We start from the raw sequence: 21,398 nt of genomic DNA on the forward strand, positions 1-21,398 counted from the left end.
TCCGGCGCCCCAGAAAGGCGCCGCTGCAAAATCAGTGAAAATCGCGTGATTTCGGGATCACGCGCGCATTGCGCGGGTGGCCTGCGTGATGGTGCCCACGGCTGCCCTGCAACGGACGGTTCACGTGATCCGCCCGGTCCACTGCCGGGCTGAGCAGATCGTCCGAAAGCCGGTTAAGGTCGCCCGTGGCATCGGCAAGATGCGTCACGATCACGTGGATCACATCCTCATCATACTCCACCCGCCCCCGCACTTCGAGCAGGCGGGCACCCATGATGACCGGCCGGAACCGCGCCATCGCATCGGGCCAGACCACCAGATTGGCCACCCCCGTCTCGTCTTCGATGGTGATGAAGCACACGCCCTTGGCCGATCCGGGACGCTGGCGGATCAGCACCACACCCGCCAGTTGCACCGTCGAACGCTGTCGCCGGGCGCGCAGATCCGCGCAGGTCTGGAATCCCCGATCCTGCAGCAAGGGTCGCAGGAAGCTCAACGGATGGGCTTTCAGGCTCAGCCGCTGGGTCTGGTAATCGGCCACCACCTCTTCCGAAAGCGGCATGGCGGGCAGGTGTGTGACGTTCCGTTCCGCCCCCTCATCCCGCGCCGCCATGGCGGCGAACAGGGGCAGTTCCGGCGCGGAGACGAGCGTACGCGCATCCCACAAGGCCTGCCGACGCGGCAGGGCCAGCGAGCCGAAGCAATCGGCAGAAGCGAGCCGTTCAACCTGCGCCGGGATAAGCCCTGCCCGCTCGCGCAATTCCGCTACGTCGCGAAAGGCCCCGCCCTCCGCCCGGGCGCCTACAAGCTTTGCCGCGGCATGTTCGGGGAAACCGTCCACCTGCAGCAAGCCAAGGCGCAGGGCGATCCTGCCTCCCGCCTCTTCAAGCGTACAGTCCCATTCCGAACAGTTCACATCTACCGGCAGCACTGTAACCCCATGGTCACGCGCATCGCGCACGATCTGGGCCGGGGCGTAAAAGCCCATGGGCTGGGAATTGAGCAGTGCCGCGGCAAAGGCCGCCGGATAATGGCATTTGAGCCAGCTTGAGGCATAGACCAGCAAGGCGAAACTCGCCGCATGGCTTTCCGGGAAGCCATATTCACCGAAGCCCTTGATCTGGTTGAAGCAACGCTGGGCAAATTCGGGATCGTATCCACGCGACACCATCCGGCCGACCATTTTTTCCTCATGCTGATGCACCATCCCGCGCGAGCGGAATGTGGCCATTGCCTTGCGCAGCTGATTGGCCTCTTCCGGCGAGAATTTGGCCGCATCCATGGCGATTTTCATCGCCTGTTCCTGAAAGATCGGCACGCCGAAGGTGCGCCCCAGAATCGAGGAAAGCTCGTCTGCCGGTCCGTGTTCCGGCGCCGGCCCCGGCAAATCGAAGCCGGGCTTACCTTCCCGCGCCAGCTTGCGATGCCGGAGGTAGGGGTGAACCATGTCGCCCTGAATCGGGCCGGGCCGCACGATGGCCACTTCCACCACCAGATCGTAGAATTTGCGCGGCCGCAGGCGTGGCAACATGCTCATCTGCGCCCGGCTTTCCACCTGGAACACGCCGATAGAATCCGCCTTGCACAGCATGTCGTAAACCACCGGATCTTCGCCCGGGATCGTCGCAAGGGTGAGATCGCGCCCATGATGGCGGCGCAAGAGGTCCAGCGCCTTGCGGATACAGGTGAGCATACCCAGCGCCAGCACATCCACCTTGAAGATGCCCAGTTCCTCTATGTCGTCCTTGTCCCATTCGATGAAACTGCGATCGGGCATGGCGCCATTGCCGATGGGCACGGTTTCGGTCAGCAGATCGTTCGTGAGGATGAAGCCGCCAACATGCTGCGAAAGGTGGCGCGGCATGCCGATCATCTGTTCGGTCAGCGCCAGAACCCGCTTGAGATGCGGGTCCGAAAGGTCCAGCCCCGTCTCGCGCGCGGCATGGTCTTCAGAGATTTCCTGGCCGTAACTGCCCCACACAGTGCGGGCCAGCGCGCCGGTGACATCCTCGGAAAGGCCCATTGCCTTGCCGACTTCGCGGATCGCCATGCGCGGGCGGTAATGGATCACCGTAGCGCACAGCCCGGCATGATCCCGCCCATATTCCTGATAGATGTGCTGGATCACTTCCTCGCGCCGCTCATGCTCGAAATCGACGTCAATGTCGGGCGGCTCGTTACGTTCTTCGGACAGGAAGCGATCGAACAGCAACTGATGCTCGGCCGGATTGACCGAGGTGATCTCCAGACAATAGCACACCGCCGAATTCGCGGCCGATCCACGGCCCTGGCACAATATCGGCGGATCGCAGGAACGCGCGAAATCCACGATCTCCTTGATGGTCAGGAAATAGCGCGCAAGGTCCAGCTTGCCGATCAGCGCCAGTTCCTTGTCGATGGTTTTGCGCACGGCATCCGGCACACCTTCGGGATAGCGCCCTGCCGCCCCTGCCCAGGTGAGCACTTCCAGTTGCTGCTGCGGCGTGCGTCCTTCGGGATAGATCCGTTCGGGATAGACATATCGCAGCTCTTCCAGGCTGAACCGGCAGGCATCGGCCACTTGCCGCGCGGCTTCGATGGCATGGGGCCAGCGTTCGAACAGCTTCACCATTTCCGCCGGGCCCTTGAGGTGCCGCTCTGCATTGGCGTGGAGAAGGTATCCCGCCTGCGCCACGGTGGTCTTGTGGCGGATCGCCGTCATCACGTCCTGCAGGGGGCGGCGTTCGGGCACGTGATAATGGACATCGTTGGTGGCGAGTAGGCCAAGGCCATTCTCCCGCGCCAACCCGTCGAGCCGCTCGATCTGGGCCACATCGTCCCCGCGATAGAGATAGCTCGCCGCGATATGGCGCAGGGTAGGCAGCCGGGTAGCGAGATGGGGGAGGATTTCCTCCAGGGCTCCACAAGGCGGCAGCGGGGAAACGAGGCGGAGATTGGATGATCCGCTTTTACCTTCGTCATCCCCGCCTGCGCGGGAATGGCGAGATAGATCGAAGGTTTGAGAAATATCCTCCGGCGGCAGCAGGATCAGCTGCACGCCCTCGCTATGCTCCACCAGCATGGGAAGCGTGATCTCGCACACGCCCTTGGCCTGCCATCCTCCGTCCAGCGTGCCCATGCGCCCGGCCGAAATCAGGCGGCACAATCGGCCATAGGCCGCACGGTCGGTGGGATAGGCAAGGAAAGCCAGCCCCTCCACTGTCTCGATCCGGCAGCCGATCACCGGGCGCAGCATCAGCGCTTTGGCTTCGGTGTGAATGCGCACTACGCCCGCCATGCTGTTGGCATCGGCAATCCCGATTGCATCATAGCCGAGCCGGCGGGCTGCCATGACCAGATCGACCGGGTTCGAAGCCCCGCGCAGGAAGGAAAAACAGCTGACCAGCCCCAGTTCCACGAAAGGCGCGCGCGCAGGCGGCCTGATCCCTTCCGGGCCGGGCGAGACATGCGGGCGCGGAGGAGTGAGCGGCTTGTCCGGCATCAGGCGAACAGCCCCTGCAGGAACCATTCCGGCTCGCCCCCGCGTCCATCCCCGAACAGGCCGTGGCGATAAATCCAGTAACGGCGGCCCTGACCGTCCTCGATGCGATAATAATCGCGCAGCCGCGTGCCGGACCGTTCCCGCCACCATTCGGGTGCGATCCGTTCCGGCCCTTCCACCCGCGCGATCTCATGCACGGCGCCGCGCCAGCGGAAACGGCGCGGGAAGCCATCGGGGGTGGCATACAGCACCGCAATCGCTTCCGGCCGGTCCAGCAGTTTGAGCGGGCGGGCGTGAAAGGCGAACTCACCCTGATCGGCCGCCAGAGGGGCAAGCGGCGCGACCCAGCGCTGCGCGCGTTCGGGCAAGTGGCTGGCATGGGGATCGGGACGGCGCACGGCCCCTTCGCCTAAGCGAACGGTCAGCCGGTCGATAAAGGCCGCAAGGCTGGTGCCATCACCATCATGCTTCTCTGCCTCCAGATCGGACTGGGCCAGTGCCAATGCCTCGCACCAAGGGGCACGCAGGCGGACAAGCTCGATCCCGAATCCGGCATCCACGTCGGCCAAGCGGGCCGAGAACAGCCGCACCATATGCGCCGGATCGCGCGTGGCCGCCGCCATTTCCAGCTGGCGGAAGGCCGCATCGCCATCCACCCGCCACAGGCCGAGTTCGAGCCGCCGCGCCCCCTCCCCCCGCCGTTCAAGCAGCTGCGCCATATCGGCAGCAAGGTCGGCCAGCACCTGCTCCAGCAAGGGCAAGTGGCGGATCGGTTCGAGCAGGCTGCGCTGCACCAGAGGTACTTCCACGGCCGCAACCGGCAGCAGCGGCTCGGCAATCCGGCCCAGCAGTTGGTCGAGCCGCAGCAACGGATTGGCAAAGGGATCGCGCTGCTTGCGAAAGCGGCGGCGCAGTGCATCGCGCCCGATCATGGCCAGATCCCCGATCCGCTTCAGCCCCAGACGCCGCAAGACGAGCAGCACATCCTCCCCCAGCCGCAAGGCCGCGACGGGCAGCGGGGCGAGTGCAGCAAGGCCCTCGTCCCCTTCGTCATTGCGAGCCGCCGCAGGCGGCACGGCAATCCGGGGCGGCTGCGCGTTGGCCTCTGGATCGCCGCAGGGCTGTGCCCCTCGCGATGACGAAGCAAGATAATGTGCCAGCGCCCAGGCCGCCCCCGCGGTCGGTGCGATGGCAAGGCGTGCGGCAAGGTGGCGGGCAGCAAGGCGCGCCTGCACGTCCTCCAGCATTGCCTGTTCCCCGCCGAACAGATGCGCCACGGCGGTAACATCCACCAGCACACCATCGGGCGGGTCCACAGCGCTCCACGGCCCCCAGCGCTGCGCCCACAGGGCCAGCCTCCCGAGAAAGGCCCTGTCGCCCTGCGGGTCCGCAGGCTCAGTAAACAGATGGGGACAGATGCCGCGTGCATCGGCCAGCAGCATACCTTCACGCAGGCCCAGTGCCAGCGCAGCCGCATTCAGCGCCGCGAGCCGGGGGCCATGCGCGGTTTCCTCGATCAGGGCCAGCGGATGGGCGTCCCTCCCTTCGCCCGGCCGGCAGTTTTCAGAATGACGCCAGCGATCGATCGCCAGCCCGCTGCACCAGATCGCCATGATCCGGCGCGGCGGACGGGCTGACCCGCTGGGCGGAGAGGCGGGTGCCGTCATCGCGCAGGGTCCATTCTCCTTGCTTGAAGCCACGTGCCCGGAACAGTTCCGCGCGCCAGCCGGGCCTGCCGGGCGCCGCCGGGTTCCAGCGCGGCGGCAGTGAGGGCGCGGAACGCACATCCCAGCGCATCCGGGCAGAGGACAAGTCCCGTTCCGCATCCAGCCGCACCAGAAACAGGGGCACGCCCTGTCTCTCGGCCATCAGGCTGAGGCGGCGCGAAGCCGTGAGCCCCAGCGCGCGCGGGTTCCCGGCAATCTCCCCGATCACGCAGGCCAGATCGCGGCAGCGCAGCCCTTCCTCCAGCGCGAAGAGCGCATCTTCCGCCGTCTTGGCCGCGACATGGATCAGCCGGGTGCGCAATTCAGGCGGCAGGCCCGCACGAAAGGGCCGCCCGGAAAGCCGCAGGGCCTGCCTGTCCTGCACCCACAGCATCATGCGCCGATCCCCGGCATCGAGACCACCCGCCGCGCGCAGGCCATCCAGCGCCATGGCCAGCGCCATGCCTGCCCCGCCCGCTTCGGCGGCAGAGGCAAAAATCTCGCTATGCCGGGCAGACGCAAGGCCGGGTCGCCAGTTCTCGGCGGTCTGGAAAGCGGCGCTTCCGGGCAGGACGGATGGGGCGGACAGGCTCATGCGAATCGGAACACTTCTTGAACAATGTTCCCATTATGTTCTCATTCGTATTCCAGTGCAATTGCCCGCAAGGGCACGCCCACTCAGCCTCCGATCTTCTCCCATGCGGCGCGCAGCGCATCGTCGGACAGGCCCAGCCCGGCATCGTCGCGCATGACGCGGGCGAATTCGGCGTAGTCCGCCAACTCGCGCCGCTCCTCGCCATCCGGTGCCTCAACGGTCAGCGCGCGGTTGAACAGGCCGTAGCGAATGTTTCCGCGATAGCAGCCGAACATCAGATGGAAGCCGAAAGGCGCCTCGGGCGATGCGGCGCAGACGAAATTGGCATTGGCAATGTCGCCATCGGTCACGCGGGCATCGTCAAAGGCATAGATGTCCTGCCAGCCTTCGGCGCCCAGCCGCTGGAGCACCGTCTCGCCCCGTTCTGCGTCTTCCTGCACCCGGTAGGTGCCGTTTGGCGCTTCCTGTGCGTCCCTCAAATCCAGTTCGAGCGGCGCCAGAGGCCCCGGCCCGCCAAAGCCCGCATCGGCCAGGAAGCGGCGCCCCTCTGCCTCCACGATCAGCGCCAGATGGCTGCGCCCGCCGTCCACGCCCATCCGCATACGCACGCGGGCCATGCGGCGGGAAACGGGAAAGCCGGCCGCCTGCAGCGCCGCACCGAACAGCCCGTTCTGTTCGAAACAATAGCCCCCGCGCCGTTCCCCGACGATCTTGGCGAAGATGTCCGGCAAGCCAAGCAGAGGCACCTTGCCCAGCAGCGGATCAAAGTTCTCGAACGGCACTGCGCGCATATGCGCCTGCTGCAGATCACTCAGGCCATCACTGCCGGGCCGGACCTCTGCCAGCCCGATACGGCCAAGATAAGCAGGAAGATCGAAACTGAATTCCGCCGCCATGGCGGGCACTACCTCTATTCGTGTTCGCCCGGAGCCGGAGCGCCCGGCATCGGAGCGACGGGCATGGGCGGCACGTCAGCGTCTTCTTCCGGCACGTCCACGATGCCCCGGCCAACATGGCTGCGGCTGCGGCTGTAAGCGTAATAGACGATCAGGCCGACAATCGCCCAGCCGACGAACATCAGCTTGGTTTCGATACCCAGCTTGTAGAACAGATAGAGACAACCAAGGATCGCCACCGGCGCCGTAATGGTGATTGCAGGGGTCCGGAAGGGCCGCTTGCGATCCGGGTCGGTCTTGCGCAGCACCATCACCGCGATCGACACTGCGGCAAAGGCGAACAAGGTCCCCGAATTGGAAATATCGGCAAGGATACCGACCGGGAAAAAGGCCGCGAACAGGGCCACGAAAACGCCCGTCAGGATCGTGATCACATGCGGGGTCTTGAACTTGGGGTGGATGCGCGAGAAGGCCGCCGGAAGCAGGCCATCGCGGCTCATCACGAAGAAGATGCGGGTCTGCCCGAACATCATCATCAGAATGACCGACGGCAGGGCAAGGCCGGCAGCAAGGCCGATCAGATTGCCGATCTGCGGCCAGCCGATTTCACGCATCGTCCAGGCCAGAGCTTCCTTGGAACATACCACTGCCTGATCGGAAATGGTGGCGCAGGCATCCGCCAGTTCCTTGCTGCCCGGTGCAAGGCCCGCACCATTGGCATCCAGCAACGGGTTGGCGCCCACCGTCCCGATCACACCCGCCGCGACGAGCAGATAGAAGACGGTGCAGATGGCCAGCGAACCGATAAGGCCAATCGGCATGTTGCGTTGGGGGTCTTTGGTTTCCTCGGCAGCTGTGGAAACAGCATCGAAGCCGACATAGGCAAAGAAGATAGAGGCTGCAGCAGCACCGATACCGCCGAAGCCAAGCGGGGCGAAGGGCGTGAACTGATCCATCTGGATCACCGGCACCGCAAGCACGATGAACAGGGTAAGCGCCGCAACCTTCACCACCACCAGAATGGCGTTCACAAAGGCGCTTTCACGCGTACCGATGACCAGCAACCACGTAACCAGCAGGGCAATCGCCATGGCGGGAAGATTGACCAGCCCGCCATCGAACGGCCCGCGAACCAGCGAATTGGGTATGTCTATCCCCAGCGCATGTTCGATCAACCCGACCACATAGCCTGACCAGCCCACCGAAACCGCGCCTGCGGCCACCGCATATTCGAGGATCAGCGCCCAGCCGACCATCCAGGCGATCAGTTCGCCCATCACGGCATAGCTGTAAGTGTAAGCCGACCCGGAAACCGGCACCATCGAGGCCATTTCGGCATAGCAGAGCGCGGCCACCGCGCAGACGAAACCGGCAATGACGAAGCTGATCATCATGCCCGGCCCGGCCTTCTGGGCCGCTTCGGCAGTCAGCACGAAGATACCCGTGCCGATGACGGCGCCGACGCCGAGCATTGTCAATTGGAAGGCACCAAGCGAGCGGTGAAGCGACTTCTTTTCCGCTGTGGCAAGAATTGCGTCGAGCGGCTTGATGCGGCCAAAGATCATGCGGGAACCTCCCTTGGCCCGGAATGCGCGAACCCCTGCGCCCGTGGCCGTGTCACGCGGATTGAATATTCGCTTTTGAAACTACCGCAATCGGGAAATTGGCGACCCGTCAGCCAAATCGGGGGAAAAGCGCAGTTCAGGCGCCCTTTCACTTGATCCCGCCCGCTCCACGCGACTTGCATCGCCCGCAATGCCGCTTTGCTTTGCCCAAATCGCAGGCGGCGTTAAAAGGGCCCGCATGTCCACCACCTTCACACTCGACACTTCGACCAGCCGCGCCAACCCCACCCCGGCGCCCATGCGGCGGCTTACCGTGCCGCGGATCAGGGCGCGCAAGGTTGATGGCATTACCGAAGAACCTATCGTGGTGCTAACCGCCTATACCGCCCGGCAGGCGCAATTGCTGGATGCCCATTGCGACCTGCTGCTGGTGGGGGATTCGCTGGGTCAGGTGATCTACGGCCTGCCGTCCAGCGTGCCGGTGACGCTGGAGATGATGGCAGCCCATGGCGCTGCCGTGGTGCGCGGTTCCTATCATTCGGCAGTAATCGTCGACATGCCTTTCGGCTCTTACGAACAATCGCCTGCCCAGGCCTTCGACAGCGCATCGCGCCTGATGAAGGAAACGGGCTGCGCCGGCGTGAAGCTGGAAGGCGGGGCAGCCATGGCAGAAACCGTGGAATTCCTCGTCAGCCGGGGCATCCCTGTGATGGGCCATGTCGGCCTTACCCCACAGGCAGTGAATGTGCTGGGCGGCTATGGCCCGCGCGGCCGCAGCGAGGCCGAGGCGCAGAAGATCGTCAGCGACGCACAGGCCCTGTGCAAGGCAGGCGCCTTTGCCATCGTGGTGGAAGGCGTGATCGAACCGATTGCCATCGCAGTGACGCAGGCCGTCGCCTGTCCGACCATTGGCATCGGCGCTTCGGCACAGTGCGACGGTCAAGTCCTCGTCACTGACGATATGCTCGGCATGTTCGAGCGTGTACCCCGCTTCGTTAAGCGCTATGGCGCCATTGCCGAGGAAATCTCGACCGCCGCCGCGCAATATGCCGCGGAAGTTCGGTCGCGCGAGTTCCCTGGCCCTGACCAGACCTATCAGCCCGAATAGAAAGCCCCTGCCTTGCTGACCCATTTTCGCGGATCGATCATCTTTGCCGTCATCTGCCTTGCGCTTGGCGCATGGTATGGCTGGGAAAGCACCGGCTCGATTGCCGGCACGGCGCAGATGCTGTGGATCATCGCCGTCCTCTCGATACTCGAAGTCTCGCTGAGCTTCGACAATGCGGTGGTGAACGCCACCGTACTGAAGGACATGGACGATGTGTGGCAGAAGCGCTTCCTCACCTGGGGCATCGCCTTTGCCGTGTTCGGCATGCGCGTGGTGTTCCCCCTGGCGATCGTGGCCATCGCCGCGCATATCGGGCCGTGGGAAGCCGTGAACCTTTCGCTCAACGAACCGGCGAAATATCAGGAAATCGTCTCTTCCGCCCATGTCGGCATTGCCGGTTTCGGCGGGGCTTTCCTTGCCATGGTGGGCCTCGAATTCTTTTTCGACAATGACAAGGAAGTCCACTGGATCGGCGCAATCGAACGTTTCCTGGCGCGGGTGGCCGCCGTGGAAGCCATCGAGATCGGCGTGCTGCTGCTGGTGCTGTGGGGTGTATCCGGCCTGCTCGATCCGGCGGATGCCCACACTTTCCTCGTCGCAGGCATTCTGGGCATCGTCACCTTCATCTCGGTGGGGGCGATCAACACCTGGCTGGAAATCCGCGACCAGAAGCGCGCATTGGTGGGCGCTGCCGTGCGCAGCGGGCTTGGCGGGTTCCTTTACCTCAACGTACTCGACGCCAGCTTCAGCTTTGACGGTGTGATCGGCGCCTTTGCCCTGTCCAACAATATGATCGTGATCGCGCTTGGCCTGTCTATCGGCGCCTTCTTCGTGCGTTCGATGACGATCATGCTGGTGAAGAAGGGCACGCTGACCGAATATCGCTTCCTCGAACATGGCGCCTTCTGGGCGATCATCGCGCTGGGCGGCATCATGCTCGCTTCCGCGAAGTTCCATATTCCCGAAGCGGTCACCGGGCTGATCGGCGCGATTCTGATCGGCCTGTCGCTGTGGTGGTCCGCCCGCCACAACCGGAAATACGGCGTGGCCGAAGACAATGCCTGACAAAAGGCGGGGGCCGACCGGACATGGTCGCCCCCCGCCCTTCAAGCTGCGCTCAGACTGCGTGCCTCGACAGGCGACTGGCCAGCGGGGCAGAGAAGACGAGCTGCAGCAGGTGATAGACCAGCACCGGCAACAGCACGATCCCGGCCACTTCCGGCGGGAACAGCACTGCCGCCAGCGGCGCGCCCATGGCGATGCTCTTCTGCCCACCGGAAAACAGCATCGCCACCCGATCACCCCGGCCTAGCCCGACGATCCCGCCCAGCAGCCATGCGCCGCCGAAGGCGAAGGCGATCATCACGCAGATCCCGCCCACCAGCGCGGCCCAGGATGCCGGGCCGAGCTTGTCCCAGATGCCCTGCTCCACCGCGCCGGAGAAGGCGACATAGACGGCAATGGCAATGGACGTGCGGTCCATCCAGGTGGCGAGATGGCGGTGTTCCTTCACCAGATGGCCGAAGCGGTGCTGTGCGATCTGGCCGATGGCGAAGGGCAGCAGCAGCACGAGGCCGACCTTCACCAGCCCATCCGTATCGATCCCCACGCCCGTGCTTCCCGCCAACGCGGAAAAGAGCGGCGCCGTAACGAACACACCCATGATGTTGAGCAGCGCGGCGGCCACCACCGAACTGGCCACATTGCCGCCCGCGATGGAACTATATGCCGTGGCCGACTGCACCGTGGACGGCAGCGAGCCGAGATAGAGGAAGCCCAGCGCCACCATCGGCGGCAACAGTCCTGCCAGCGCATCGGTGAACAAATGCGCCATGCCCCAGCCCGCCAGAGCCATGGCGCCGAAGCACCAGAAAACGAGCGGCGCGAGGAACCGGAGATTGCCGATGCCCCGGATGACTTCGTCACGCGGCAGGCGCAATCCGTTCAGCAGGAACAGCAGAAATACCGCCCCATTGGAAATGAACTGCGCAACAACCCGCGCCTCACCTTTTACAGGCAGGATCGTGGCCAGCAGAATCGTGCCCAGCAGCAGCCGGACGAGCGGATCGACATAGCGCAGAACACGCTTCACCATGCGCGGATTCCCGTCGAAGTTGACAATGTTGACACTGTACAGGGGGAAGAATTTCCCACCCCCTCCGCAGCGGGATCAAGCAAGGCGGCCAGAATGATTCCGGCTGGGGGAAAGAGGTGATGCATGGCGCGCCGCTAGCAGCTTTTGCCGGTGTAGGAAAACGCTGCCGCCCGCAATCGCATGCCCTGCGCGCACAGGCACAATTTATCCGCCGGGCAGACGCTTCGCCTTGGCCAGAAGGACATCGGCCTCCCGCTTGCGTCCGGCCGCATCCAGCACCCGCGCCAAGGTCAGCACGGTGCGGCGATTGGTGCGCTGCGATGTGAAACCGGCCTCCGCATCGGCAAGCGCGGCCTGCCCGTCGCCGCGGCGCAAGGCTGCATCCGCTAGCGTGGCGTAGAGCAGCGGATCGCGTCCGCCAGCGTCGCGCTGAGCCTTCGCAAAGCGCAGCAGGCCCTCCGCGCGGGGCCACTGGCCTTCTTCCGCGGCGAGATAACCGAGATATTCGGCCGCTTCCCCATCCTGCGGATGCTGCACGAGATAGGCCCTCAGCAACTCACGCGCCTTCCTGCCCTGCCCCAGCAGGCGATGGGCCGTCACCATCCGCTCCACCAGAGAGAAGCTGCGGCGGATATTCGCGGCGGAGGAATAGAGTTCCAGCGCCCGCCCTGCCTCGCCGCGGGCCAGCGCGACATCGCCTGCCAGCACTTCAATGTCGGCAGACCCGGCGAAGCGTTCCTCCAATTGCGCGACAAATGCCTGCGCCTCATCCATCTGCCCTGCCCCGAGCAGCTTGCGCAGGCGCGGCACGGCGGCGTCCAGCCGCGCGGGATCGTCGCCCCAGCGGAACAGCGCCAGTTCGCCCGCCTCCCCCACGGCCAGCGGACGCACTCCGCCCGGCGCAGGGGCAGCCGCGCGATCCAACAGCGGGGCAGCGGCTGCGCGATCGTCCATCGCCTCATAGGCACGGCCGACCAGAGTGAGCAGATAAGGCGACGCATCGGCCTGTTCGGCTGTCAGGCCATAACGGGCGATCACCTCGCTCGCATCGCCATTTTCCAGCATCGCCCGGCCCAGCAGCAGAGTGACGCGCGGATTGTCCGGCTGGCGACGGGCAAGTTCGTCCAGCATCTCCACTGCGAGCGCCCAGTTTTCCGCCCGCATTTCCAGAATGCCTTCCAGCAACATGGCGGCGGGCACATCGTCGAACCGGTCATTCGTGCGCCACAGCAGGCGGCGCGCCAGATTGTAATTGCCGGCCCGCGCGGCAAGCACAGCCTGCAGATAGAAAGCGCGCGGATTTTCGCCGTCCAGTTCGATCATGCGGCGGGTGATGCGGAGCATATCCTTCGCCCGGCCCGCTTCACCCAGAGTAGCGGCATATTCGCCCAGCAGGGAAAGATCGTCCGGCGCGCTTTTCAGCCCCTTTTCGAACCACGGCAGGGCGGCCACCAGCCCTTCGCCATCGCGCGCCAGTTGCCCACGGAATTCCAGCGCGCGCGGATCTTTCGGGTCGCGCTTCAGTGCCTCGTCAGCAGCGGCAAGCGCCTGGTGATGCCGCCCGGTACGATAGCGCAGGCGGCCAATGTCCACCCAGAGTTCCGCCGTGCCGGGATCGCCTTTCAACGCCTTGTCAAAAGCCTCTGTGGCGGCATCCAGATTGCCTTCCGCCACTTCCAGTCGGCCAAGCATATGGAAGCCGTGGCGGCGCTGATCCGGCGCGAAATTCCCTTGGCCCAGCCATTGCCGGGCATTGGCGTAATCTTGCTGCTGCAGGTAAGCCTCGCCCAGCAAGGCGGCAACGGATTGCGGCGGCGCCCCGGCATCGAGCGCACGGCGCAGGGCCACTTCCGCCGCCACGCCGTCGCCACGTTGCAGGGCCTCCCTTCCCTCCGTCAGTTCCGTGCGCGCACCCTCTTGTGCCGCCAACAGCGGCGGCGCCATGGCGATCAGGGCCAGCGCCACAAGCGCCACCCTGCCCCGCCATCTTCGCCCGAGATCAGGCGTGGAGGTCATATTGTTTGAGGAGATCGTATAAGGTTGGCCGGCTGATCCCCAGCAGCTTGGCCGTATTGGAGATATTGCCTTCGCTGCGGGCCAGCGCATGGCGGATCACCCGCCGGTCGGACTGTTCGCGCGCGCTCTTGAGGTTGAGCGGCTGGCTTTCTTCTTCCTCGGTGCCTTCCAGATCGAGATCGGCGGCGTTGATCAGCTTGCCATCGGCCATGATCACTGCGCGCTTCACCCGGTTTTCCAGCTCGCGGACATTGCCGGGCCATTTCCAAGCGTCGATGGCGGCCAGCGCATCGGCGGCAAAGCCCTTCACCTGCGGGTTCATCTCGCGCGCGAAGCGCTTGAGGAAGGCCTTGGCCAGCAACGTGGCATCGCCGGGACGCTCGGCCAGAGCCGGGATTTTCACCACGATCTCTGCCAGACGATAGAACAGATCCTCGCGGAAGCGCCCATCGGCGATCATCGCTTCCAGATCCTGATGGGTTGCGCAAACGATACGCGTATCGACCGAGATCGACTTGCGGCCGCCGATACGCTCGATAGTGCGTTCCTGCAGGAAGCGCAGCAGCTTCACCTGCAGGGGCAGCGGGATGTCGCCCACTTCATCCAGGAACAATGTGCCGCCGCTGGCCAGTTCGATCTTGCCTTCGGTGGTTTTCACGGCCCCGGTGAAGGCGCCCTTTTCATGGCCGAAAAGCTCGCTTTCCAGCAGGTTCTCAGGGATCGCCGCGCAATTGATCGCCACGAAAGCCCCGCTCTTGCGGTCGCTCGCATCGTGCAGGCCCCGCGCCAGCAATTCCTTGCCGGTGCCGCTGGCCCCCAGCAGCATGACCGAGACGTTGGTATTCGCCACACGCTCGATCGTGCGGGCCACGCGGACCATTTCCGGCGCGGCCGTGATAAGGCCGCCCAGCACCGTGTTGCCATCCCCCGCGCGGGTTTGCAGCGCGCGGTTTTCCGCCTCGATCCGGTGGAGATTATAGGCCCGGCGCACGATCAGGCCCAGTTCCTCGATGTCAACCGGCTTCTGGTAGAAATCATAGGCCCCACGCTGGATGGCGTTGAGCGCACTCTCCCGCGCGCCATGGCCTGTGGCAACGATCACCTTGGTATCGGGCTTGATGGCCATGATCTCTTCCAGCACGGCAAAGCCTTCGCTCGTCCCATCCGGATCGGGCGGAAGGCCCAGATCAAGCGTGACCACCGGCGGTTCCTCGGCGCGCAGGGCGGCAATGGCCGCTGCCCGGTCACCCACGATGGTGACGTCGAAATCGTCATAGGCCCATTTGAGCTGCGCCTGCAGGCCCGCATCGTCTTCCACGATCAGCAGCCGGGGCAGGTTCTTGGGCTTGGTATCGGACATCATGCAACCTCGGTTCTGCCGGTCAGGTCAGTGCCCGGCCGGAATTCTTCATTGTCCAACGCGCCATCGGCCAAAGTGGCCAACGGAAGGCGGATGATAAAACGCGTACCGATCCCTTCGCGGCTTTCTACGTCCAGTCGCCCGTTCATGGATCGGATCAGTTCGCGCGCCTCGAAGGCGCCGATGCCGAAGCCGCCGGGCTTGGAGGAATGGAACGGCTTGAACAGGCGTGAACGGATGAATTCCGCGCTCATCCCGGTGCCGGAATCCAGCACTTCGATCCGGCAATTCAGCCCGTCCAGCAGCACGCTCAGCAGCACCGGCGCATCGGGTTCGCTGGCTTCGATGGCGTTCTGCACCAGATGGACCAGCGCCTGTTCGAACGCTTCGACATCGGCCAGCACCGTGCAGTTCTGGCGTTCCACCAGATGGACCGGATGCTGCCCGGAATAACGGCGCACCACCTTCTCCACCGCGGCAACCGCGTCCACCTGCTCCGGACGCTCATTTCCGTTCGCACCGTAGCGGCCCAGACGGGCGAGCAAGGCGTTGAGCTTGTCGGTGCTGTTACGTAGGGTCACGAGCATGTCGGCGCGGAATTCCGGCTTGTCCGCATGCTTTTCCGCATTGCGCGCCAGCAGGGAAAGCTGGCTGGCAAGGTTCTTGATGTCATGCATCACGAAGGCGATGCGGCGATTGAACTCGTCGAACCGATGCGCCTCGCCCAGGGCTTCCTGCCCGGCCTGTTCCGCCAGATAGCTGGCAAGCTGTTGGCCCACCACGCGCAGAAGATCGAAATCCTCCCAATCCAGCCGCCGCAGCACAGGCGGGCGGGCAAGGACCACGATTGCAATCAGGCGCTGATAATGGATCAGCGGCACGATGGCCCATGCCCGGCGGCTTTCTGCCAGCCATTCCGGCACATAGCGGCCTTCGCCATGGCTCTGCCGCCCCTGCCGCACGTCGTCGAGATCGAGGATGAAGCGATGCTCCTCGAAAAAGCGCGCGGCCTCGGCACTCAGCGCCTCGGCAGGAACGTCGATTTCAGGCCATTGCCAGCGGGAATCGAGCGTGAAGGCGCCTTCCTCACCGGGAGTAAGCAGCAGCCCCGCCGGGCTGTCGGTTATGTCCGCCACAGCCTGCACCACACGCTCATGCAGGGGCATGACCTGTTCCCCGCCGCGCGCGATGGTCTCAGTGAAGCGCAGCCATTCAGCGCGATAGTCATACCGGTGCTGGAACAGGTGCTTGGCCAGCATCACCCTGATCCAGCCGCGCAGGCGCCGCGAAGGCAGGATCAGCAGCGCCGCGATGCTCGCAGCGGCCAGAAAGGCCAACTGGATGACATGGGCAAAGTCGCTGCCGACATAGGCCAGGCCCTGCACCACCACGACCATGCCGACCAGATAGGCGCCGATCACCAGTAGCGAGAAGGACTGGAACGCGACCGAACGCGAAGGCCGCAATCTCAGCTCGTTCGCGCCGCTGGCAGTGCCGAGCGCCAGCAGCAAAACCATCACCAGCGTGACCAGCCCGCGCATCTCTGCCAGCGTTTGCGGCAGGGCGCCGAATAGATAGGCCACAGTGTAGTAATTGAGATCGTAGAGCCACATCACCGCCAGCGCGGCGGCGGGCCAGCGCAAGGTCAGTCGCCCGGCAGGCGAGGCACCGACATAAAGGTTATGCACCAGCACCAATGCCCCGACCGCGCAGAGCAGCCGGAAAGTGATCGAGGCCTGGAATACCGTCTGCGCCAGTTCAGGCACGGATGCCATGCGGCTGACCAGCAGGATCAGGCCAAGCTGCAGTGCCTCCACCAGCGCCAGAACCATCACCACCGTGCGGATCGGGCGCACGCTCTCATGCCGGCCATCGTTGGCGAACAGGCGGTAAAGCGCCCAGAACCAGGCTAGATAGGACAGGCTAAAGAACACCTGCGCGCCAATGGAAGCGATGCCGCCCAGCGCCACTGCAACCGCCCAGATGCCAGTGATCGCCAATGCGGAAAGCAGCGCATCGCCCGCCTGCCCCAGCCGCGCCCTGCGCGGATAGAGCCACAGACCAAGGCCGCACAGCGCCGTGGCACTCGCGACATGGAGCGCAACGACCAGCGTGGTCCACACTCCGTCCATCACCGCGCTCCCTCATGCCACAGCACCACACGCAGGGTCTGCAGCAGGATCAGCAAATCAAGGAACGGCGTGTAATTCTTGGCGTAGTAGAGATCATATTCCAGCTTTTGCCGCGCATCCTCGATAGACGCGCCATAGGGATAGTTGATCTGTGCCCAGCCGGTGATGCCCGGCTTCACCATGTGCCGTTCGGCATAATAGGGCACCTTGTCTTCCAGATCCTCGACGAATTGCGGGCGCTCCGGGCGCGGACCGACGAAGCTCATCTCGCCTTTCAGCACGCTCCAGGTCTGCGGCAATTCGTCGATCCGCACCTTGCGGATGAACCGGCCCACACGGGTGACGCGCGGATCGTCCGCCTGCGCCCAGATGGCTCCGTCTTTCTCTGCATCGACACGCATGGAACGCAGCTTGATCACCTCGAAAGTCTGGCCATACAGCCCCACTCGGGTCTGTCGGAAAAAGGCAGGACCGCGGCTGTCGATCTTCACGATCAGGGCGAAGAGCAGGATCAGAGGGAAAGTCAGCAGCAGCAGGATCGAACTGGCGAGAATGTCGAACATTCGCTTCGCCACACTGGAAACTGCCCGGCCAGAGCTGAAACCGTCGGAGAAGATCAGCCAGGAAGGATTGACCGTGTCGAGATCGACCCGTCCAGTCTCGCGTTCCATGAAGCTGGAAAAGTCGTTCACATGCACGCCGGCGGTCTTGATCCGCAGCAGGTCTTTCATCGGAATGGCATTGCGGCGCTCTTCCAGCGCCAGCACCACTTCGGATACGCCCAGATTTTCCACGAAACGATTGAGATCGTGGATCGCCGAGCGCGGGATCGCCTCTTCCACCACCAGTGGCGTGTCGCTCATCGCGATATAGCCGACGATGGAAAAGCCGCTTTCCGGCCGCATGCCCAGTTCGCGCAGCCTCTGCGCCCTCTTGCCCGATCCGAGCACCAGCACCCGGCGCCGGAAGGCATGGGCACCCAGAATGCCGCCAATGATCAGGCGGTTGAGCATCAGGAACAGGATCGAGATGCCCATGGCGTAGGCCAGAGTGGAACGCCAGAAGGTCTGCCCCGGCACCAGAAAGTCGATGAAGGTCAAGGCGATGACGCCAAGGCTGACCGCCACCAGCAAGCGGGCACCGGCAAAGCGCATGGAACGCAGCGATTCCGCGCCATAGACGCCTACCGAGATCATCGCCGTCAGCACCACGGCTGCCGCACCAGCCATCAGCGGCAACCGGTCGGCAAACAGGCCCATGCCAATACCGATCTGGCCTGCGCGCAGCTTCCACGCGAGTTCGCCCGCCGCAATCAACAGGCCGAAATCGAACAGGCCCAGCAGCAGGACGGCATGTGGAATGTAATGCTTGAAAAGACGGATCATCACCCAAACCGGCCAGCGCCCGCCATTCGCGGACCTGTGCAGGCATAATCGGGAGTAGTGAAATGTCGGTAAATTTTACAGCCGCAAGGGAAGCTGCCGCGATTGTTGGATTTTCCCGGTTACGGGCGGATTTACCATCTGCCCGCGCAAATCCCGATCAATGGCGGGTGACGGAAACCTTCACCCACACCTGCGGATCGTCTGCGATTTCGCCCTTTTCGATCCGGCCGATGAAGGCCAGCGCCGCCGCCTTCAGACCGTCGAGCGAAGTGAAGGAGCACGCCCCCTTTTCGCGCTTCATTCCCCGGAATTCGCCCGGCGTATCGTCGCAATCGGCTGAATACATATAGAGCCGTCCGCTTACCGCGCGCATGGGTTGGTAGAGATAGACGACTTCATCGTCCCGCTCTTCCTCGTCCTTGCCCTTATATTGCGCGAGATACCAATCGCCCCTCAGCTTGAGATAGCGGGTGGAGATCTTCTCCTCGCCCTGACGCACTTCATAGGCATGCTTGCCGCGGGTGGAGATGACGAGATCGCTGCGTTCCTCCTCGCCCAGCGCACGATATGTGCCGGTGAAATCGACGCCCGAAGCGGTCTTTGCCGTCAGCAGAGGCTTTTCGGAAAGCCAGCAGGCGGACAGCAGGCATGCCAATGCAGCAACAATGCCGGGGCGAAGAACCGTTCGGGAAAGCCGGGACAGGTCCACTGCCCTAACCCAACCGGATGCTCTCGATTACCCAGCCGCTTTCGCGCCGGACATAGTCGGCCTTCAGCAGGTGCCGCTCGCTGCTCCGATGGGCCATGTTGCCTTGCATCCGCGCCATCTGGAGCAGGGTATCCTCCCCATCCAGTGCATGTTCGGTCTCGACCGTGCAGACATAATGCGCGCTGGCCCGCGCGCCGCCTTCTGCCAGTTCGAAATGAGCGGGTTCTTCCATATCGTCGAGCGAAAGGCGGGCTGCGCCGTCGGCCAGTTGCGGCGCCTTGCCGTCAGCGAACAGTTCCGCCGTCGCTGCCATACCGGAACCGTTGAATCGGCGCACGAAGCTGCGGTTCAGTGCCTCGATCGCGCGTGTATCCTCGAGCATTGCCAGACGGGCGCGGTTGCCGTCATCCGCCATGGCGGCAGCGGCCGCAGGCGATGCGACAACCGCAATGGGGGCTGCGACAATTGCACCCGACTTGAGAAAGGATCGACGCGAAGTCATGGGTTTACCAGCCATTCTTTCAACTCCCTTTCAAGCCCTGTTCTTGAAGAAACGATCAATGTCGAACTTGCCGGCATGGCGGGCATGGGCGCCCACCTGGCTCATGCTCAGCCCTTCCTGGCCGCAGTGATAGCCGATCCCGGAATCATGCATCGTGCGCATATTGATCACGATAGTGCCCAGAGTGCCGTTGCAGGCATCTTCCAGCCAGTAAGCGAAATAGAGATCGTCGCGGATCTTCACGAAATCGCCCGGCCCGCTCCATTCCAGCCCGCCTGCGCCCGTATCGGTGAAGATGATCCACGATACTGTGTGCGGCGTGGAATAGAGGTGCATCGAGGTAAGCCCCGGTGCGTAATTCCAGGTAATCGCCCGGCCCAGCAGATCGTTGGTCCGCTGATGGCGGCGCGCGCCGGCCGATGGCAGGCCCTTCATCTCGATCACGCCGAACAAGGTCCGCGCACCAGCCTCATTCGCGAAATAGGGCGTGTTGAGATGGCCGTTGAAGGTAGTGACCAGGCCGGTTTCGAAATCGGCGCAGATGGAATGGCCGTCATGGTCAGGCTCTCCATCCAGCACATGGCCGAACAGGATCACTCCCGGCGCGGGCTCATAGGCCTGATAGCGCGCCGTTACCCATTCGCCGCCATTCTTGCGCCACTGGAGCGAATCCTCGCTCATCACCTTGTATTCCATCACAAGGCCGCCGTCGTAGCGCAGCGTGAAGCTCTTGCTTGAAAGCCAGTCGACCGCAGGCAACCCGTTGGCAGCCATGCCCGCTGCGCCGCTGCCTGCCCCGGTGCGCGGGGCGAAGACACGAGTGTTCTCCTTCACCGCCGCTGCGACTTCAGCCTTCGACATCTTGGGCATGGTGCCCAGCGGACGATAGATCCCCCGTGCGCCCTTGGCATCGGGATCGAGTTTGCCGGTCTGCCCCGGTCCGGGGCGCGGCTTGGTCGGCCCGCCGCTGATATCGCCGAATTTCTCGAACTGGGCGATCTGGCCCAGCCATTCGCCCTTGCCGGTGAAGGCCCGGAATTCCAGTTCGTCTGCCGCATTGAAGCCCAACCGCAGGCCGACCTGGGCCAGCCGGTCAAGGTCCATCAGATAGACAGTGAAGATGCCCGAAAACTCGCTTTCGGTGCGGGTGTAGAGATAGAACCGGTCGTCGATCTGGATATAGTCTGAGGGCGCGCAATAGCCCTGCTTTCCGTCCAGCCGCGTCAGTTCGACCCAGTGCGAATAGGCAATGGAGGGAAAGAATTCGAGCGTCTCGTCGCCCGTATCCGTCTTCCAGTACAGGCCCTTGCCCTCCACCCGATTGGTCGCCCTATGGCGGCCGACCGGTGCTTCGCCGCCTTTCTCGAACAGATAGCCCTGCCACACGGCGCGGCTCACTTCGCGCTTCGCATCCTGCCCGCCGAACCATAGTTCGAACGCGGTGACGAGGCCCGTGTGATTGTCCACCGCCACCGCATAACCGCGCAGGGTGCCGGGGATCAGATGGGCAAAGAAGGTGAAATGCTCCCACGACAGCGCGACATAGCCTGCGTTTACACCATCGCCGCCATTCTCGGACAGGATCAGCCGGTTGCCGGTCATGAAGCGATAGGACAGGGTCGGCCCGGCATTGGGACCATCCGCATCGGTGACGATCTGCATCGTCTTGCCGGACAGCGAAATATCCGGTGCGGAGGCGCATTGCGGCCCCTGCATGGCGACTTTGTCGATTGCCGCACTGATGCTGGCCTCGGTCAGTTTCGACCAGTCATACCGATAGAGCTGCACGTCGGGATAGGCTTTCCCCGGCATCGTTTCCCCCTCATTCCCGGCGCTCCGCCTCAAGCG

At 63.9% G+C, this 21,398-nt stretch carries 15 protein-coding genes; 2 read left to right on the forward strand and 13 right to left on the reverse strand.

Annotated elements, in window-relative coordinates:
- Positions 1–31: 31 nt before the first annotated feature.
- The 5 genes from SZ64_RS06255 to SZ64_RS06275 all read right to left on the reverse strand — a co-directional run bounded on the left by SZ64_RS06255 (position 32) and on the right by SZ64_RS06275 (position 8,243).
- The gene (locus tag SZ64_RS06255; protein ID WP_054530027.1) at positions 32–3,481 is read right to left on the reverse strand and encodes an error-prone DNA polymerase; all 3,450 of its coding nucleotides are present in this window, start codon (positions 3,479–3,481) and stop codon (positions 32–34) included.
- Positions 3,481–5,148 (reverse strand): DUF6504 family protein, encoded by a 1,668-nt coding sequence (locus SZ64_RS06260; RefSeq protein WP_054530028.1) that lies wholly within the window; start codon positions 5,146–5,148, stop codon positions 3,481–3,483. The genes SZ64_RS06255 and SZ64_RS06260 overlap by 1 nt, the downstream gene beginning before the upstream one ends.
- On the reverse strand, positions 5,045–5,782 hold the full coding sequence (locus tag SZ64_RS06265; protein ID WP_054530029.1) for a hypothetical protein: 738 nt from the start codon (positions 5,780–5,782) through the stop codon (positions 5,045–5,047). The genes SZ64_RS06260 and SZ64_RS06265 overlap by 104 nt, the downstream gene beginning before the upstream one ends.
- An 83-nt stretch (positions 5,783–5,865) precedes the next feature.
- Positions 5,866–6,678 (reverse strand): arylamine N-acetyltransferase, encoded by an 813-nt coding sequence (locus tag SZ64_RS06270; protein ID WP_054530030.1) that lies wholly within the window; start codon positions 6,676–6,678, stop codon positions 5,866–5,868.
- A 14-nt stretch (positions 6,679–6,692) separates the two neighbouring features.
- Positions 6,693–8,243 carry an amino acid permease gene (locus SZ64_RS06275; protein WP_054530031.1) on the reverse strand — a complete coding sequence of 517 codons (1,551 nt, stop codon included), beginning with the start codon at positions 8,241–8,243 and terminating at the stop codon, positions 6,693–6,695.
- 238 nt (positions 8,244–8,481) lie between these two features.
- On the opposite strand from SZ64_RS06275, the gene panB reads away from it, so the two are divergent.
- Positions 8,482–9,351, forward strand: a complete 870-nt coding sequence (panB, locus tag SZ64_RS06280; RefSeq protein ID WP_054530032.1) for a 3-methyl-2-oxobutanoate hydroxymethyltransferase — start codon at positions 8,482–8,484, stop codon at positions 9,349–9,351.
- Positions 9,352–9,363: 12 nt separating this feature from the next.
- Positions 9,364–10,416 (forward strand): DUF475 domain-containing protein, encoded by a 1,053-nt coding sequence (locus SZ64_RS06285; protein ID WP_054530033.1) that lies wholly within the window; start codon positions 9,364–9,366, stop codon positions 10,414–10,416.
- Between the two features lie 52 nt (positions 10,417–10,468).
- Here SZ64_RS06285 and SZ64_RS06290 read toward each other — a convergent pair whose 3' ends face one another.
- The 8 genes from SZ64_RS06290 to SZ64_RS06325 form a co-directional block, all read right to left on the reverse strand.
- Positions 10,469–11,446, reverse strand: coding sequence for a bile acid:sodium symporter family protein (locus tag SZ64_RS06290; RefSeq protein WP_054530034.1), 978 nt, complete (start codon positions 11,444–11,446; stop codon positions 10,469–10,471).
- A 204-nt stretch (positions 11,447–11,650) separates the two neighbouring features.
- Positions 11,651–13,420, reverse strand: coding sequence for a tetratricopeptide repeat protein (locus SZ64_RS06295; RefSeq protein WP_054530035.1), 1,770 nt, complete (start codon positions 13,418–13,420; stop codon positions 11,651–11,653).
- 25 nt (positions 13,421–13,445) lie between these two features.
- The gene (gene prsR, locus SZ64_RS06300) at positions 13,446–14,822 is read right to left on the reverse strand and encodes a PEP-CTERM-box response regulator transcription factor (protein WP_054530036.1); all 1,377 of its coding nucleotides are present in this window, start codon (positions 14,820–14,822) and stop codon (positions 13,446–13,448) included.
- The gene (gene prsK, locus SZ64_RS06305) at positions 14,822–16,954 is read right to left on the reverse strand and encodes an XrtA/PEP-CTERM system histidine kinase PrsK (protein WP_054530037.1); all 2,133 of its coding nucleotides are present in this window, start codon (positions 16,952–16,954) and stop codon (positions 14,822–14,824) included. Before prsK ends, prsR begins: the two co-directional genes overlap by 1 nt.
- On the reverse strand, positions 16,954–18,339 hold the full coding sequence (locus tag SZ64_RS06310) for a TIGR03013 family XrtA/PEP-CTERM system glycosyltransferase (RefSeq protein ID WP_054530038.1): 1,386 nt from the start codon (positions 18,337–18,339) through the stop codon (positions 16,954–16,956). Before SZ64_RS06310 ends, prsK begins: the two co-directional genes overlap by 1 nt.
- A 157-nt stretch (positions 18,340–18,496) precedes the next feature.
- A complete protein-coding gene (locus tag SZ64_RS06315) occupies positions 18,497–18,994 on the reverse strand; it encodes a hypothetical protein (protein ID WP_054530039.1) in 498 nt (165 codons plus the stop codon).
- A 58-nt stretch (positions 18,995–19,052) separates the two neighbouring features.
- Positions 19,053–19,565 (reverse strand): hypothetical protein, encoded by a 513-nt coding sequence (locus SZ64_RS06320; protein WP_156313556.1) that lies wholly within the window; start codon positions 19,563–19,565, stop codon positions 19,053–19,055.
- A gap of 15 nt (positions 19,566–19,580) precedes the next feature.
- Entirely contained in the window at positions 19,581–21,362 is a 1,782-nt protein-coding gene (locus tag SZ64_RS06325) for a MoaF N-terminal domain-containing protein (protein WP_054530041.1), read from the reverse strand.
- Between the last annotated feature and the right edge of the window lie 36 nt (positions 21,363–21,398).

Source organism: Erythrobacter sp. SG61-1L, from assembly GCF_001305965.1.
GTDB lineage: Bacteria > Pseudomonadota > Alphaproteobacteria > Sphingomonadales > Sphingomonadaceae > Andeanibacterium.